General features: G+C 44.2%; 14 protein-coding genes and 1 pseudogene. 8 read left to right on the top strand and 7 right to left on the bottom strand.

Translation table 11 applies throughout. The annotated features are described in order from the left end of the window. Positions 1–756 precede the first annotated feature (756 nt). From ACO05V_RS02100 to ACO05V_RS02090, 3 genes are read left to right on the top strand one after another with little or no spacing between them, the layout of a single operon-like run. Positions 757–1,047: a helix-turn-helix domain-containing protein gene (locus tag ACO05V_RS02100; RefSeq protein ID WP_421847019.1), complete on the top strand. Its 291-nt coding sequence runs from the start codon at positions 757–759 to the stop codon at positions 1,045–1,047. Beyond that, a complete protein-coding gene (locus ACO05V_RS02095) occupies positions 1,037–2,386 on the top strand; it encodes a type II toxin-antitoxin system HipA family toxin (RefSeq protein WP_421847017.1) in 1,350 nt (449 codons plus the stop codon). The genes ACO05V_RS02100 and ACO05V_RS02095 overlap by 11 nt, the downstream gene beginning before the upstream one ends. A 48-nt stretch (positions 2,387–2,434) precedes the next feature. After that, positions 2,435–3,553 carry a hypothetical protein gene (locus ACO05V_RS02090; protein ID WP_421847015.1) on the top strand — a complete coding sequence of 373 codons (1,119 nt, stop codon included), beginning with the start codon at positions 2,435–2,437 and terminating at the stop codon, positions 3,551–3,553. Positions 3,554–3,874: 321 nt separating this feature from the next. Here ACO05V_RS02090 and ACO05V_RS02085 read toward each other — a convergent pair whose 3' ends face one another. After that, positions 3,875–4,144, bottom strand: coding sequence for a helix-turn-helix domain-containing protein (locus ACO05V_RS02085; RefSeq protein ID WP_421847013.1), 270 nt, complete (start codon positions 4,142–4,144; stop codon positions 3,875–3,877). A gap of 208 nt (positions 4,145–4,352) precedes the next feature. Here ACO05V_RS02085 and ACO05V_RS02080 point away from each other — a divergent pair. Continuing rightward, a pseudogene (locus tag ACO05V_RS02080) lies at positions 4,353–5,237 on the top strand (IS982 family transposase). 2 nt (positions 5,238–5,239) lie between these two features. Here ACO05V_RS02080 and ACO05V_RS02075 read toward each other — a convergent pair. From ACO05V_RS02075 to ACO05V_RS02065, 3 genes are all read right to left on the bottom strand, one after another. Then, on the bottom strand, positions 5,240–7,648 hold the full coding sequence (locus tag ACO05V_RS02075) for a TOTE conflict system archaeo-eukaryotic primase domain-containing protein (RefSeq protein ID WP_421847011.1): 2,409 nt from the start codon (positions 7,646–7,648) through the stop codon (positions 5,240–5,242). A 25-nt stretch (positions 7,649–7,673) separates the two neighbouring features. Further along, positions 7,674–8,045 (bottom strand): helix-turn-helix domain-containing protein, encoded by a 372-nt coding sequence (locus ACO05V_RS02070; protein ID WP_421847009.1) that lies wholly within the window; start codon positions 8,043–8,045, stop codon positions 7,674–7,676. 98 nt (positions 8,046–8,143) lie between these two features. Further along, on the bottom strand, positions 8,144–8,449 hold the full coding sequence (locus tag ACO05V_RS02065; protein ID WP_421847007.1) for a type II toxin-antitoxin system HigB family toxin: 306 nt from the start codon (positions 8,447–8,449) through the stop codon (positions 8,144–8,146). 324 nt (positions 8,450–8,773) lie between these two features. Between ACO05V_RS02065 and ACO05V_RS02060 the strand changes: the two genes are divergently transcribed. Both ACO05V_RS02060 and ACO05V_RS02055 read left to right on the top strand, forming a co-directional pair. After that, positions 8,774–9,085, top strand: coding sequence for a helix-turn-helix domain-containing protein (locus tag ACO05V_RS02060; RefSeq protein ID WP_421847006.1), 312 nt, complete (start codon positions 8,774–8,776; stop codon positions 9,083–9,085). Continuing rightward, positions 9,078–10,292, top strand: coding sequence for a type II toxin-antitoxin system HipA family toxin (locus tag ACO05V_RS02055; protein WP_421847004.1), 1,215 nt, complete (start codon positions 9,078–9,080; stop codon positions 10,290–10,292). The genes ACO05V_RS02060 and ACO05V_RS02055 overlap by 8 nt, the downstream gene beginning before the upstream one ends. An 87-nt stretch (positions 10,293–10,379) precedes the next feature. On the opposite strand, the gene ACO05V_RS02050 is transcribed toward ACO05V_RS02055, so the two are convergent. Further along, positions 10,380–11,246 (bottom strand): YicC/YloC family endoribonuclease, encoded by an 867-nt coding sequence (locus ACO05V_RS02050; protein WP_421847002.1) that lies wholly within the window; start codon positions 11,244–11,246, stop codon positions 10,380–10,382. 178 nt (positions 11,247–11,424) lie between these two features. On the opposite strand from ACO05V_RS02050, the gene rph reads away from it, so the two are divergent. Both rph and ACO05V_RS02040 read left to right on the top strand, forming a co-directional pair. Continuing rightward, positions 11,425–12,144, top strand: a complete 720-nt coding sequence (gene rph, locus ACO05V_RS02045; protein ID WP_421847000.1) for a ribonuclease PH — start codon at positions 11,425–11,427, stop codon at positions 12,142–12,144. A 268-nt stretch (positions 12,145–12,412) separates the two neighbouring features. Then, positions 12,413–12,928, top strand: coding sequence for a hypothetical protein (locus tag ACO05V_RS02040; RefSeq protein WP_421846998.1), 516 nt, complete (start codon positions 12,413–12,415; stop codon positions 12,926–12,928). Positions 12,929–13,168: 240 nt separating this feature from the next. On the opposite strand, the gene ushA is transcribed toward ACO05V_RS02040, so the two are convergent. Further along, entirely contained in the window at positions 13,169–14,776 is a 1,608-nt protein-coding gene (ushA, locus tag ACO05V_RS02035; RefSeq protein WP_421846996.1) for a bifunctional UDP-sugar hydrolase/5'-nucleotidase UshA, read from the bottom strand. A 242-nt stretch (positions 14,777–15,018) separates the two neighbouring features. After that, positions 15,019–15,699 carry a hypothetical protein gene (locus tag ACO05V_RS02030; protein WP_421846994.1) on the bottom strand — a complete coding sequence of 227 codons (681 nt, stop codon included), beginning with the start codon at positions 15,697–15,699 and terminating at the stop codon, positions 15,019–15,021.

The raw sequence follows: 15,699 nt of genomic DNA, 5'->3' as shown, positions 1-15,699 counted from the left end.
ACGCCATCCCTTGGGCTTTTGGGGCAGTATGGGCAAATCCTTGCTTAACAACATTTAGCCATACACTAACCCTGCTCAACCTCTTCATCGCCGTCATCGTCAATGCCGTACAAACCATGCACGACGACAAACACAAAGAAGAGATCGACACAGAAAAAGCCACCCAGTAACAGCTACAGAGCGAAGTGCAAGCACTGCGTCGGGAAATGAAAAAAGGGAAGGAGTGAGGGGGGGGGGGGGGAATAAACGGTCTCACTAGTTTAACGAATAAAGCAGGCCAGAGTTAAATTAAGCTAACGCCACTCCATAGCCAGAAACAAAACGATAGAGAATCACCTCTTTGATGTGTTTTTCGACATGTTTAATAGAAGCAAGTACAAACTTATAGCGGCTTCTATCGAGTTTGGTAGAAGAATTGAGAAGGAACTAAAACCTTACTCAATATTCTGAATCTGCTCATTGAACAGCGGCCTAGCCCTAACAAACTCAATAAGTTATCGAAAAGAAATCGCTCAAAAATGCCTGTTTGCCCACCAAACTGCCCACCACTTGCCTATGGCTTTTACTAAATCTTAGTGGTTAGCAATGGAAAAACAGTGCCGTTTTTATGCTGCTGTTAGGGTCTAAAAATAGCAGTTTTGAAAGGCTTTATCGAGTAATTTTTTCAACGCTCCATCCACTAATAGATACAATAATATCCACTTTCTGTTTTACTGCGCTATAATGGATATAACTGTATCCATTTGGTCTTTGCGGATGAATTTTACCTTACTTGATGATACCGATGTAAGCCAAGCCTATGCGGCTTATTTGCGTGAGTTACGAAAGCAGGCAAAGCTGTCACGAGCAGCGCTTGCTGAGCGAAGCTGTGTACCTGCGGCCACCATTAAGAAGTTTGAGTTGACTGGGCAAATTTCATTTCGCCAATTGCTGTTGCTTTGGCAGACCCTCGACTCATTGGATAGGCTTTATCAGCTCACACAATCTAACAAAGAGCGCGCTACAATGCCCTCTAGTATTGATGAGGTGCTAAAAGATGAGTTTTAAACCCATTCAAAAACTCGCCGTAACTCGCACGTTAAGCTCAGGTGAACAGATATCTGTTGGAGTCCTGGCGCAGAATCGCCAAGGTGTTTTTTTCCAGTATGCAGACAGCTATTTGCAGCAGTTTGGCAATTTATCACCGTTTACTTTGCAAGCGAGCACACAAGTTCAAGCCGCACCTAAAGCGCCACATCAAGGTGTACATGGCGTATTTGGAGATTGTTTGCCCGATGGTTGGGGCATGCTGTTACAAGATCGTATTTTCCGGCAACAGGGCATTTTGCCTAATCAATTAACGGCGATGGATAGGCTGGCCTTTGTCGGTGATAAAGGCATTGGAGCGCTGTCTTTTTCTCCGGTGTCTGAGTTTTCAGCCACGACGAACGCTGACATTGATTTAGCTATTTTAGGCTTAGAAGCGCAAACGCTGTTCGATGCTTCAATGTCAGATTATATGGATGATAATCACGATGAGTTAGATGGGCATACTCAACAGGTATTGGCCGCATTAGTCGCCGGTGGTAGTTCGGGTGGAGCAAGGCCCAAGGCGCAGATTTATATGCCTGCTGGGGAAACTCAGCATTGTCGAACCTTCGCTCAGCCTGGATATGAGGCTTGGTTGATTAAATTTACCTCGAAGAATCTCGCACTCGGGCATGAAGAAGGTTTGTGTGAGGCGGTTTATTTGCAAATGGCTGAGCAAGCTAAGTGTCAACCGCCGCGATGGCAACTCATAGAAGCACCACCTACAAGCGGTGCGTCTGCCTGGTTGGCGCTTAAGCGTTTTGATTATGTCACTCAACAGACCAATTTAAGCGGCAATCGCAGTCCAGGTCGCCTGCATATGCACAGCGCTTGCGGGCTGCTGGATGCAGACTTTAGAACGCCAAGTTTAGATTACATTGATTTAATTAAAGCCAGCCGTCAGTTGTGTAAATCGCCAGCGGCTGGACAGCTGCAATTTCGCCGTGCCGTTTTTAACCTGCTGTCGTCTAATCAAGACGACCACAGTAAAAACTGGGCGTTTTTGCAAGCGGATGACGATCAATGGGAACCTGCACCTTTTTACGATGTTACTTACAGCCCCCATCCATTCAACGAACACGCCACTGCGTTCGGCGGTTATGGCAAAGCGCCACCGATAAAGATGATGCAAAAACTTGCTACTAGTGCGGGCTATGGGAGTTGGCATGAGACAAGGCAAGTCATTGAAGAAGTTGCAGAAGCCATCAGTCAATTTACTTATCTTGCACAGCAGCAAGGGATCAGTAAAACCACAGTATCTGCGATTACTAAAACACTGGAGCAGCGCAAACAAGAAAATGCAGCGCTTTTTCAATGAAAGTAAAACAAACTTTTCAATTCACAATAAATACATAGCAAGGTCATCGTGAGCGAATATCAATACTATAAATTTGAGCGTCTGGATGGGTATTTAGATGCTAAAGCACGTCAAGCACTCGGAGCCATTTCAAGCCGTGCCGAGATCAGCGCTACGTCCTTTCAGGTGTATTACAACTACGGCGACCTAAAGACAGAGCCTTTTGAGCTGATGTTAAAATACTTCGATATCGGTTTTTACTATGCCGATTGGGGCTCAATCGATGCCTATATCAAGCTACCAGCTGGAACCCTTCCTGATCCGTTACTCGGCTTTTCAATAGATGGGCTTCATGTGCATCAAAGCGATGAGTGGCAGTTGCTGATTTTTTCCATCGAGGAGTATGACGAATATTTTGACGATGAACATGCTGACGATTTTTTCCAGCATTTAGCTGCTTTACGCAGTGGGTTAATGCAAGGGGATTGGCGCCTTGTGTACTTTATGTGGCTCAAAGCGTTTGATTTTAATGATGAAGTTGATCAAATGCCGTTAATTCAATTCGATTTTGAGCTCCTCAGTGAAGAGGTGCAGGCTTTCGCGACACTTTATGATATTCCTTTAGCATTGGTTAAGGCACTCGCCATGGTGCTGAACGAACAACCCAGTCACCAAGCCAAACAAACCCAATTTCAATTTGATGAATGGCTCCATAATCTCTCGGAAGTTGAGAAAGACACGCTATTACGCACGCTGTTTGAGCAAGGCCAGCTAACCCGACACCAAGCCTTAGCGCTGACGCGAAAAGAACCTGCCAACACAGACGAAATCTATCAATACTGGTTAACCCCCGAGGTAATTTCCCCTTTCATTGAGCAAGCCCAAAGCCAATTACAGCAAGAGCAAGCCGCAGCGCTCGTAAAGAAAATGGCCCTCGAAAAAGCGGAAAAAGAAAAAGTATTGACGGATATTTACAACCAGCGTGAGCACTACTGGCAGCAATCACAAGAGCAAGCGGATCGAACTTGCGCCAGTGGTTACGATGCGGCATCACGCTATCTGCATCAGCTGTTTGAGGCCTATCAGTTCAAAGCGGATGAAGCGGCGTTTGAACAACGCTTTAAGCGCTTTGTTGTGGCGAATAATAGCCGTAAAGCGCTGTTAAATCGCTTGAGTGAATTGTTTTAAACGATGAGGCTATAGGTCGGCCAAATGACGTGAGTAAAAAATATCGCTCAGTTTTGATTGGCTGAAAGCTTGTATGCCGCATTTAGGTTTACAAATTGTTACCTATGAAGTCACTTTGTGTAGACCTCTAACCGCTGGATTTTCCCGTTCATTAAAATACACAGATGACTACTCTGCTTGCATTACACACTTTTACGCGCAGAAAAAAAGTGCAGAATTTTACATTTTTATGCGCATAAAAGTGTAATTTGGTTCTGATTGAGTATTAAATAGCCCCTTAATAACTATCTTTCTTCTCTGAAGCTGCCCATGTCCACATGGTCAAATTCTATACGAATATGACGCACTTATTTTTTTATTCAGCAACTGGATATCTTGCAGTTTTCTTCCTAGCTCGTCATCACGGGAAACCTTAGTTAGGTCGTCTAACAAGCCTAGGACTGCCAAAACCTTAACGTAGTGACCAAGTGAAACGGAAGGATCACCTTTTGATATATTACGCAGTGTTGGCTTGGAAATCTCTGTCCTACTATGCATCATTTCTTGAGTAATGCCGCGTCTCTTCATCGCCAATGTTAAGTTTTCTCCCAAAATGTTTAACATCTTCCTTTGTCTAGGGAATATGACCGCAGTGCGTTTTGATTTTGGCTCGACAGTATTCATAGTGAAACTATATTTTCTTAAATATTAATTTAACCTGAGCTGCGCATAAGAAATTAAAAAAAACTGAGGAACTAAGTGCCCTTGTGGTTATCAGATCTTTCGACCAAGAAACATTTGAGCACACAGGAACAAGGGCATGAATAAGTTAGAGTCTATTTACGTTAATGTCGATGATTTTTTTGTAAAATTCGAGCCTGCTTGGCGAGCGCATTTGCTTGAAAGTGCTGAAAAGCAACGATTCAAACCTTCTGGCCTTTCTCCGAGTGAAGTGATGACCCTCGTCATTGCCTTCCATCAATCAAGTTTTCGAGATTTTAAAAGCTTCTACACCAAACTTGTATGTGTTTATTGGCGTGATGCTTTTCCTGATTTAGTCACCTATACGAGAATGCTTAAGTTGATGCAGACCGTATTAGTACCTCTTTGCTCCTATCTCACACAACGAAAATCAAAACCCACAGGTATTGCCTATGTTGACTCAACGATATTAAAAGTTTGTCATAACTTACGCATTCCGAGGCACAAAGTATTTTCTAAAGAAGCAGAGCGTGGCAAAGGCACAATAGGTTGGTTCTATGGTTTCAAATTGCATCTAATCATCAACGATGAAGGCGGAATACTGGCTGTTAAAGTCACGGCGGGTAATGTCGATGATAGAGCCCCTATTCCAGAAATGGTCGATGGCTTATTCGGCTCATTATACGGTGATAAAGTCTATATCTCGAAGGCGCTGGAAACGGATTTAGCAGAGCAAGGCATCACATTCATTACGGGACAACGCAAAAATATGAAAACCAAAACTCAAAAGCTATGGAACAAATTGATGTTAAGAAAACGGTTTATTATTTAAACTGTGTTTGACCAGTTGAAAAATATTTCTCAAATTGACCATTCAAGACACAGAAGCTGTGTCACATTCATGGTAAATTTAGTCGCGGGAATTATTGCTTATACATTCCAAGATAAAAAGCCGAGCATTAATATTACTCGGCTAGAAAAAGACATGCTTATGCAGATCTGAGGTTAATTTGATTTGGTATTTGATGAAGAGGCGTTTTCCAACTTCAGTGAAGGTTGCTTGTTACTGTTGCCATCAATGTACTCAAGGGCATACCCAATTGCCTTGTAGCTTTTCTCGCGTTTTTTAAACATGCGTTGCAGCATAGGGAGGGCGCAGTCCACATAGTCGTGAATGGTTACTTGTGTTTTTCCTTCCGATTCACGATGAATGCGACCAGCATATTGGGCTAACGTACCTTTCCATGCGATTGGCATGGCCAAAAACAACGTATCCAGTCTTGGTAGGTCAAACCCTTCGCCCACATATTTTCCTGTTGCGACGACAACTTGAGCTGATTGCAGATGATTGTCAGCGTTCTTGCGTTCCGCAGCTTTCATGGCGCCTTTGAGTACGACAGTGCTTATACCCATCTCGGCAAGTTGTGAGTGTATGTACTCTGCGTGCTCTCTGCGCTCTGTAAGGACTAACGGGTGTCCGCCATTTTGAACACACTGGAAGGCGTCTGAGATTATTTTTGAAGTGCGCTGTTCATTATCGACGAGCCAGCGGTAGGCATCGCTTATTTTAGGGCGCACATCTGTTTTTATTAGCTCAGCTGGCGGTATATCGTAGAGCTGATGAATCATCACGATTTGAGTAAATTGGTCATCAGGGCTTTGTTTCACTTTGTAGCGAATTGGCCCTGCCGCCATAAAAATGATCTTTTGATGGCCATCTTGTCGCTCTGGTGTTGCTGTTAGGCCCAACACATATTTTGCTCTTACTTCGTTGAGTACCATTTCAAACCTTGGCGCAGACAGATGGTGGCATTCATCAACAATAATGTGGCCGTAATCTTGGATCAGAGGCGTGATGGAGTTGTCTTTTTTATTAACCAAGCTTTGGTAGGTGGCAATGTCGATAATGCCACTCGGCTTTCTTTTGCCACCGCCTATGCTGCCAATGTTTACTTCGGGTAGGAACGTGCGTAATCGCTCTTGCCACTGTTCAAGCAGTTGTCGGCTATGAACCAGTATGAGGGTGTTTACTTTGCGTTTCACGATCATGCCTAGGGCAGTAACCGTTTTTCCAAATGCGGTGGGCGCATGCAAAATACCAAAGTCATGTTTCGTTATTGCAGCCACTGCGTCACGTTGATTCTTTCGCAAAGTGAACTCAGGAGTAAGTTTTAATAATGGTTTGCCGGTTTCACGCTTATCGTCAAAGAGTGGCGAAATGTTTTGCTCTTGTAGCAAAGCAATCGCGTCATCGAGACAGCCTCGCGGTAGTGCTAGATAACCGTTTTCAATACGAGCACAGGAAATAAACCTTGGAATGCCATGGGTTGAAAAACGCAACGATTGTGTCTTAAAAAACACAGGATTAGAAAAACTAGCTAATCGCTTTAGTCCTGCCAGTAGTGGTCCAGGTAATTCGCTCATCAAAAAGTAGATATGGTTTGCCAAGGTAATGGTCACGTTTTTCGGCAAAGACTCTAATTTTATTGGTGCGGCTTTGGCTGTGATTTCCCAAGGAGGGCGGTTGTCTGTTAGCCCCTGTTCGGACAGTAATAGGGTATTGGGTGAAATGGTTGTTATGAGTTGATCAATACTCGACTTAGTGAGCGTTTTAAGCTCAGCAAGGTACCGCCATTGATCATCGATGGCATTCAAATCACTGTCAACAAAGCAACTACGACCTGAAAGGCGAGCTTCCTTTTGAAGTGGTAATGCAATGAGATTACCAAACCCGCCTTCAGGAAGGACATCTTGGTTAGGAAAGAGCCTGTCATAGGAGTCAAACGAAAGATTTGGAAATATTTCCATGGCTTTATCAAGCAAAGCGAAACCCAGTGCCCGAGCTTGGTTAGCTGGGATATTCGATTCAAAAAAGACCCATAAGTGCGCCCCGTTGCCAGAACGCGAGATTTCTATCGCGTGGGGAATATCGAACTCTTGGCACGCTTTGGACATTGCTTTGACTTCTTCTTGCCAACAGCCTTTATCAAAATCGGCGGCCAACAAATAGCACGAATTATCTTTCAGTAATGGATACAAACCAACCACTTGATGCCCGGCAAGGTGCCTGTAAATAATGTGCTCGTTTAATTCGCTAAACTTTCGGTGTGTACAGTCTTGGCACTTAATGCGGGGTTTGTTGCAGACCCCGTTTACCCATTCATTATCACAGGCTACGGAATAGCCACTGCGGCCCTGTTGGTTTTGCCAACGATTGGCGAAGATATCATCTCGTCCGCGAAATCGTTGTCTGAAAAGGGCGACTTTTTGTTCTGGGGTGAATGTCTGTGCTGAACGCTCGTTTTGAGCGCTACGCAAAGCCTCTCTTAATGCGAGAAGCTGCTGCTTTTCGTTTTCAAGCTCAGCTAGCCTGTTATCAATAGCAGAAATGTTTGGGTAGCGAGCGTCATTCATGACAAACCAATTTTAATTCGCAGCGCTATGATGCGTGAACTTGCGGTGGCTTGATCAGCGACTCTGCCGGAATACCTAGTCCTTCATGAAGTTTCCAAATCATTTTTAACGTGAGTGATCGCTTATGGTTTAGGATTTCATAAACACGATTGCTTTTACCTATCATGGGTTCAAGATCTTTAACCGTTAAGCCTTTGCGCTCCATCTCAAACTTTATTGCCTCGACAGGGTCTGGCAAATCCATTGGAAAATGCTTTGCTTCGTAGGATTCAACTAACGTAACCAAAATGTCCAGCTTTTCGCCTTCGATGGTATCTGGCTGCGCCATCATCAGGTTTTCGATGTCGTTTAATGCCGCGCGGTAGTCGGCATCTGTTTTAATAGGTCTGATGTCCATTATATTTACCTCTTGTACTACCTTTTGGCTTTAAATCGTTTGCACATCAACTTTTTATTCGGCTCGTCCATGAGTCTCACCCTTCGGGCTCGCGTTGCTCATGAAAATTCGTTCCCGACGAATTTTTCGTATTGTGCATGGCTGCCGATAAATCGTATGTAAACCACCTTGTAGGCATAATTGATCCAAACGACTAACCGGTATTTATTACCTGCAATGTTAAACACGACACGCCCATCTTTGAGGATGCTGGCATTTCTAAAGTCCTGTTTCACATCCGCCGGTGATCCCCAATCAGCGTTTAATGAATGCCTATACCACGCTAACGTTGGCTCTTTAGCGTCAATGTATTCTGGGCTGTCTTCCCAAAATGTTTTTAAGGTTGATAATGCGATAATTCTCATAAATAGATAGCAGTCCCAATTTGGGGCTTTGCAAGATTGGCAATTTTTGATGCGGTTAGGAGTTGTTACTGCATCCTCGATTGCCCCGTTCCTGGGGCAGTTTAATTTCCTTTTATTCACCCTCTAAAGCTCGGCATATCAAGTGTTGCCCCATTGTCCCAACTGCCCACGGTAAGTGAGCTCGCGCGTTACGACTTATCTATAATTGCATATCAAAAAGTGCTTTTAGATATATAATAGCTAATCATTCTTGTGTTTGCGGGATTAATTTGATATGTTTTTATATATAATTATTCCTAATTGATGCATTAAGGTATATCGAAAATGAGCTATTTAACAGGGCAGATACTAGAAAGTCTTCGAGAAGCTCGGGTACGAAAGGGGTTTAGCCAGAGAGAGTTAAGTGCTCGTTCGGGGGTACCTCAAAGCCATATTTCGAAAATCGAGTCTGGCGGCGTTGATTTAAGAATATCCAGTTTAATTGCACTTGCCCGTGTACTCGACCTAGAGCTATTGGTTGCGCCTAAAAAGTCCATTCCTGCCATCAAGTCAATCATTCGAAGCAGCCAAGGGATCAGCGATGAAGGTGAGGCAATGTCGCCCGCATATCAGTTAGAGGAAGACGACGATGACTAATTATGTTTCTACGCTTAACGTGTTGCTCTACGGGGAACCTATCGCAACGATCACCAACGTGGGCAATGACAGAACGCTTTTTGCCTTTATGGATTCGTACATTAATCATGAATCACGGCCCGTGTTAGGGCTGGGTTTTAAAGATTCGCTAGGTGGCTTGCTGACTAACTTTAAACCGACCCAAACCAAGTTAACTCCGTTTTTCTCTAACCTTTTGCCAGAAGAAGCCATGCGTCATTACCTGGCAGAGCGTGCCGGAGTGAACCCCGCGCGAGAATTTTTTCTATTGTGGGTGTTAGGACAAGATTTAGCAGGTGCGATCACGGTTGAACCTGCTGATGGCGAAGCGCTGCCGCCTAATATGCATCAAGACATTGACGATGAAACGGAAATTGAATCACCAATGCGTTTTTCATTAGCGGGTGTACAGTTGAAGTTTTCAGCCGTACAACAGGCAAACGGTGGTTTGACCATTCCAGCAACCGGTAAAGGTGGCTCTTGGATTGTGAAATTGCCGTCGTCTCGATTTGATGCTGTGCCAGAAAATGAATATTCGATGATGGAGTTGGCTCGAATGTTGGGAATGGATGTACCAGAGACGCAGCTACTCCCGATTAACCAGATTGCTAATATCCCAGATGGTATTGGTAAATTTGGTGACAGTGCGTTTGTGATCAAGCGCTTTGATCGTGCAGGTGATCAAGCCGTACATATTGAAGATTTTGCGCAAGTGTTTGGCGTCTATCCTCAAGATAAATACAAAAAAGCCAGTATGCGCAATATTGCTCAGGTTATCGGCATCGAAGGTCAAGACAAGGACATTGCAGAATTTACGCGTCGATTGGTGTTCAATACCCTAATTGGCAATGCGGATATGCATTTGAAGAATTGGTCTGTGATTTACAAAGACAAGCGCACCGCATCGATTGCGCCTGCCTATGACTTTGTCTCGACCATTCCTTATATCCCCGATGATAGTGCGTCGCTAAAGGTGAGCCGTAGCAAGAAATTCAGTGATTTCACGTTGGATGAGCTGTCACACTTGGCGGCTAAAGCCATGCTGCCAGAAAAATTGGTGTTAGATACTGCCAAGCAAACCGTAGCAGGCTTTCATGAAGTATGGGCGAAAGAAAAAGCGCATTTACCGCTTACCAAGGCGATGATTGAAGCAATCGAAACACACTTACGAAGTATACCGCTACGCTAAAATGAGAACCGACGCGTACAGAAATGCAGAGGCGTCGGTCATATTGGGTTAAGACATTCTAGGACAGGTAACTTTTTACCCAAGATCTTATTCAATATTCTGTATCTGCTCCCTCATTTGTTCAATGAGAACTTTCAATTCCACGGCGCTTTGGGTGGTTTCCACGACGATGGATTTTGACGAAAGGGTGTTGGCTTCGCGGTTGAGTTCTTGCATTAAGAAGTCGAGGCGGCGGCCGATTGGGCCTTTTTGTTGTAGTTGACGACGCACTTCTTTGGTGTGTGTGGCTAGGCGGTCAAGTTCTTCCGCTACGTCGGCTTTTTGGGCCAGTAGGACGATTTCGGCTTCGACGCGCATTGGGTCTAGGTCGACTTTGGCTGCTTCTAGTTTATCCAGTAAGTTCTGTTTCTGTGCGGAGATGATTTCCGGCAGTTTTGCCTGTACTTCTATGACGATGGCGTCGATGGCGTCTAAGCGTTGTTCGATGATGTCTTTTAGTTGCGCGCCTTCACGTAGACGTACTTGGATCATTTCGTCGACAGATTTATTAAAGAGTTCTACGACGGCTTTTTTCATCATTTCAAAGTCGCTGCCTTCGTCGCTAAGGATGCCAGGCCATTTCAGGATGTCGAGAGGATTGGCAGGATCAAGTTCTTTGAACCAAGTGCTAAGCGTTTCGATGGCGTTTGCCAAGGCTTGGGCGTTGCTTGGGTTGATTGTCAGATTGGTGGCCGCTTTGTCTACGCCTTGAAAACGCAGTTGGCATTCCAGTTTGCCGCGGTTTATTTTCTTGCGCAGCACGTCACGGAAAGCAAACTCAAGCTCGCGGAAGTTTTCTGGTAGACGAAAGCTGGGTTCTAGGTAGCGTTGGTTGACGGAGCGAACTTCCCAGCTGATGGTGCCCCAATCGTATACGGCTTCTTGGCGTGAGAAGGCGGTCATGCTTGCTGTCATGTTGGATACCTAAATAAATATCGATAAAGAGTGAAAAATCAAAGCGATATTGTAGCCTAACCAGACTGTGTTCGACAGGTTTGCTAAATGTCATGTTTTCCCGTCGCTGGGCGAGCAATTTTATCTAAGATCATTATAATTGCGCCTTTATTATGGCGAATAGACAGAGAGAGCAAGTATGCGTCCAAGCGGAAGAGAAGCAGATCAATTACGTCCCCTGAAAATTACACGTAATTTTACTAAGCATGCCGAGGGCTCGGTGCTGATCGAATGTGGAGACACGAAAGTTATTTGTACTGCGACTGTGGTTCATGGCGTGCCGCGCTTTTTGAAAGGCAAGGGCCAAGGTTGGATTACAGCTGAATACGGTATGTTGCCGCGTTCTACACACAGTCGAGTGGATCGCGAAGCCGCACGTGGTAAACAGACTGGCCGTACGGTTGAGATTCAGCGTTTGATTGGTCGTTCTTTGCGTGCGGCGGTGGATCTTAAAAAATTGGGAGAGAACACGATCACGATTGACTGTGATGTGATTCAAGCCGACGGCGGTACTCGTACTGCGTCTATTACCGGTGGTTTTGTTGCCTTGGCTGATGCAATGCGTGTCTTGGTTGAGAACAAAAAAGTCAAAGCGAACCCAATCGTGTCACAAATCGCTGCGATTTCTGTGGGCATTTACAAAGGTATTCCAGTATTGGATTTGGATTACCCAGAAGATTCTAATGCCGAAACAGACATGAACGTCATCATGAACGATAAAGGCGGCTTCATTGAGATTCAAGGTACAGCTGAAGGGGAAGCCTTCAGCGACGAGCATATGATGGGTATGCTAGCCGTGGCGCGTAAAGGCATTGCGGAAATAATGGAAGCGCAACGTGCGGCCTTGTTCGAAAAATAACAGCTGACAAATAAGCGCAGATAAACAAGCGTTTGTGGCAAAAAAAGCCGAGACTCTTATTTACTTGCTTTCTAAAATCTAGCTGCGGGTAGATTTTTTTGCCTGCTTCAAGCCGGTTCTGACACTTTTCTGTGGTGCTGGTTATACCTCGAAACGTTCAAGCTTATTTCTTTGGCGTTTAATGTCAGTTATTGTGCGCGTTTTTGCGCCTTACAATATTGTGCTTCTTTGCCATTATCTATCCACAATAAAAATAAGGAGAAGCAAGGTGAAGAAACTGATTGGTGTTGGAATAGTTGCGGCGATAGCATTTAGCTCTGGTGTGCAAGCATCAGGCAATGCTTTAGCTGGTAAGTGGATGTTGCAAGACGCAGACAGCACGCAAGCTAAGTTAGATGTAGCGGTTGAAAACGTGGCGCAAGAGATGAACTATTTTATCCGAGCTTTGGCGCGGCCTGTGCTGAAAAAGCAAACCCAAATTTGTCAGCAATGGCTATTGGATTGGCAAGCCAGTCAGTTTCAATGGCAGTGCGACGATGCTGAAGCCGATACCATACCGCTTACTGCTAATGGCGAAGTAATTAAGAAAGACGAAGAAGATATTGAGATATCAGGCACCTATCAGCAAACTAATGATGCTGTGGTTGTAGTGCTTGAATCTGAACGAGGCAAGCGCACTAATACTTGGAAGCAAGTTGGCGAGAACGAGCTACTCTTCACTGTTAAATTAGAATCTGAAAAGCTACCGACGCCTTTGACTTGGTCTTTGACTTATAAAAGATAAGCACGACTACTGTGCTCGCTAATACTTTGTTAAAAATAGACTCAAAATGCTCATTTATAATCCATAAACTCCGCTTTCTCGTCTATTTGTGCCTCGTCTTACCTTCGCTCGTGACTTCGTGCGAAGGTCTTACTGCGAATTTTATTCATGAAAAAGCCCCAATAGGTTTGATGCCTATTGGGGCTTTTTAGTAGTAGCCAATTACTTGGTTACTTTTACTTTAGTGACTAATCAATGGTATTAACGCTTAACTGCACCTGTTGGAGCGAATTTTGCGCCCTCAAGTGGGTAATTGTTGCGAATGTATTCCACCAAAACGTCTGCATCAACATAACCTGAGTTTACGTAGTTTGGATGATCAACAATTTTAGGGTAACCATCACCGCCTGATGCCGTGTAGTTGTTCATCGCGATACGGTAAGTTTTGGCTGCATCTAGTGCTTTACCATTGACCATAATATTGGTTGCTTTACCGTCTTTTAGCGTAAGAGCAACGCCGCTGAATTGGGCAAATGCGCCCGTTCCCGCTTGTTTTGCTGCCGCTACAGAAAGGTAGTCGGTTAGCTCGTCTGCAGTGAAATCAACATAAGACACCATGTTGCCGAAAGGCTGAACTTTCAAGACGCTTTTGTAAGTTACAATGCCTTTTTCCAAATTGTCACGGATACCGCCAGAGTTCATGATGCCGATGTCAGCGTTTACTTTTTTCTGCATGGCATGGGCAATCAAGTTACCTAAGTTGGTTTCTTGGTTACGAACAACGCTGCGGTCACCGATGAAGTCAGAGTCAGAGAAGCCAATTTCGATATTAAGCTCTTTTTGACCTTTTTCTTGGAATGGCGTTAGCATTTCCAGCATCGTCGGGTCTTGAGCAATCTCTTCTTCAATGAAAACGCGCTCAGATTTGCCATCGGCTGTTTTCACTTTTTTCTTCAAGTTAACCGGAATAAGTTTGTATTGAGACCAAACAATCGCACCATTTTTATAGACAAAATCTAAACGGCCAACGTATTTCCCCCATTCGTGTGCTTGAAGAATAAGTGTGCCGTTTTGCTCATCAGGCGCAAATAGAGGGGTTTGTGAATGACCACCAACAATGACGTCAATGCCAGGAACGGTACGAGCTAGCGTGACATCACCTGGTGCATTGCCACCGTAGTTGCCATCTTTGTAGTGACCCATATGAGTTACAGCAACCACTAGGTCAGCTTTCTTACGAAGTTCTGGGATGAGTTTTTTGGCAACGGTAATAGGCGATTCAATTTTGATGCCTTCTAGGTATTCAGGGTTGCCTAGCTTAACAGTATCGTCTGTAGTGAAACCGACAACGGCGATTTTAAGATCGTCCACTTGGAAAATTTTATAGGCGTCAAATAAAGGTTTGCCTGTTTTTGCGTCTAAAATGTTCGCAGAAAGGAAAGGGAAACCTGCCCATTCTTGTTGTTTCTTCAAGACAGAAAGTGGGTTATCAAATTCGTGATTACCCAATGCCATCGCATCGTATTTCAGCATGTTCATGCCGCGAAAATCTGGCTCAGCGTCTTGTAGATCAGACTCTGGAACGCCTGTATTAATGTCACCACCCGATAGTAAAAGGGAATTGCCATCGTCTAATGCCACTTCTTCACGAATATTGTCGATCAAGGTTTTACGAGCGGCCATGCCGTATTCGCCATTGCCGTTTTGCCAGAAACGACCATGGTGGTCATTGGTGTGCAAGATGGTGACTCGATATTCTTTGTCTTCTTGCCAATCTGGCTTTTGCGGTCCCATCATAGAGCACGCTGTCACAGATAACGCGACACCAGTAATGGCCAGCTGCGTGATAAAACGCTTAGTAAATTTCATGGTTTGATTCCTTTACATGAGATTAGTCGACAGAGCTTCTATTGGTCATAATCAAATACCACAATCTAATGGCCTTATTTTGATCACAGTTATCGAAATGTATCTCATATTTGTGACAAGTTCGAGAGACTGTGCAGTAATTTTGACCATTTGTGCAAAATTTTGGCGTTTTTAACCAAAAAAAAGCCTGCCACAGCGAAAGTCATTCTGTGGCAGGCTTGTTATGTAAAGATGAGAAAGTACTAATTGGTTTTTAAGTCTCCCTTGTTTTCAAAAGGCGTATCCAGCTCTTCGGCTTTGCCTTCGAACAATAAAATATCGAACCTATATTTTGATGTTCTTTCTACAAGGGCTTTATCACGACTTTTTTCTAAGTGGTCACATTCTTCTTTTGAAGCACATACCATTCGATAAAATATTTTTACATTGCCGCTGTCATTAATTTCTATGTAGCTGAATGTGGCAAAATATTTATGTGCTAAGCCTTTGCGCATGATGTGTATTTTGTTTTTTACCACTTCAGTATCAATTGGCTGATCAATGTGAAAGAAACGATACATGGACTTTCCTGAGTCATCCTTACCGATGTAATTTTGCCAATCCCCCTGTATTCGAGTTAAGTCTCCAATGCTACTGCCGTTTGTAGCGGTTCGGCCTTCCGTATCGGTTAGAGTGATTTTACTCCCTAAGTGCGCAGGTCCCACCCATACAGAGCGTTTATCATAGGGTGAGCCGGGAAACGGCGTGGGGGAGGATTCACCATGACCATCGAATAGAGCAACTACATCAATTGTGTCTGCCGGAGAGCGAATTACATAGCCATTTGGGTCTGCGTTCTCTCTTGCAGAACAATCGACTCGGTTGTCATAGCAACCTTGAGTATATAAAACCATGATTCTGGATTGTTCAACTTCAACCTGCAT

This window comes from Marinomonas sp. (assembly GCF_965225885.1).
Taxonomy (GTDB): Bacteria; Pseudomonadota; Gammaproteobacteria; order Pseudomonadales; family Marinomonadaceae; genus Marinomonas.
Note: the sequence above shows the minus strand (reverse complement) of the source record. Positions and strands in the feature narration are given on the sequence as shown.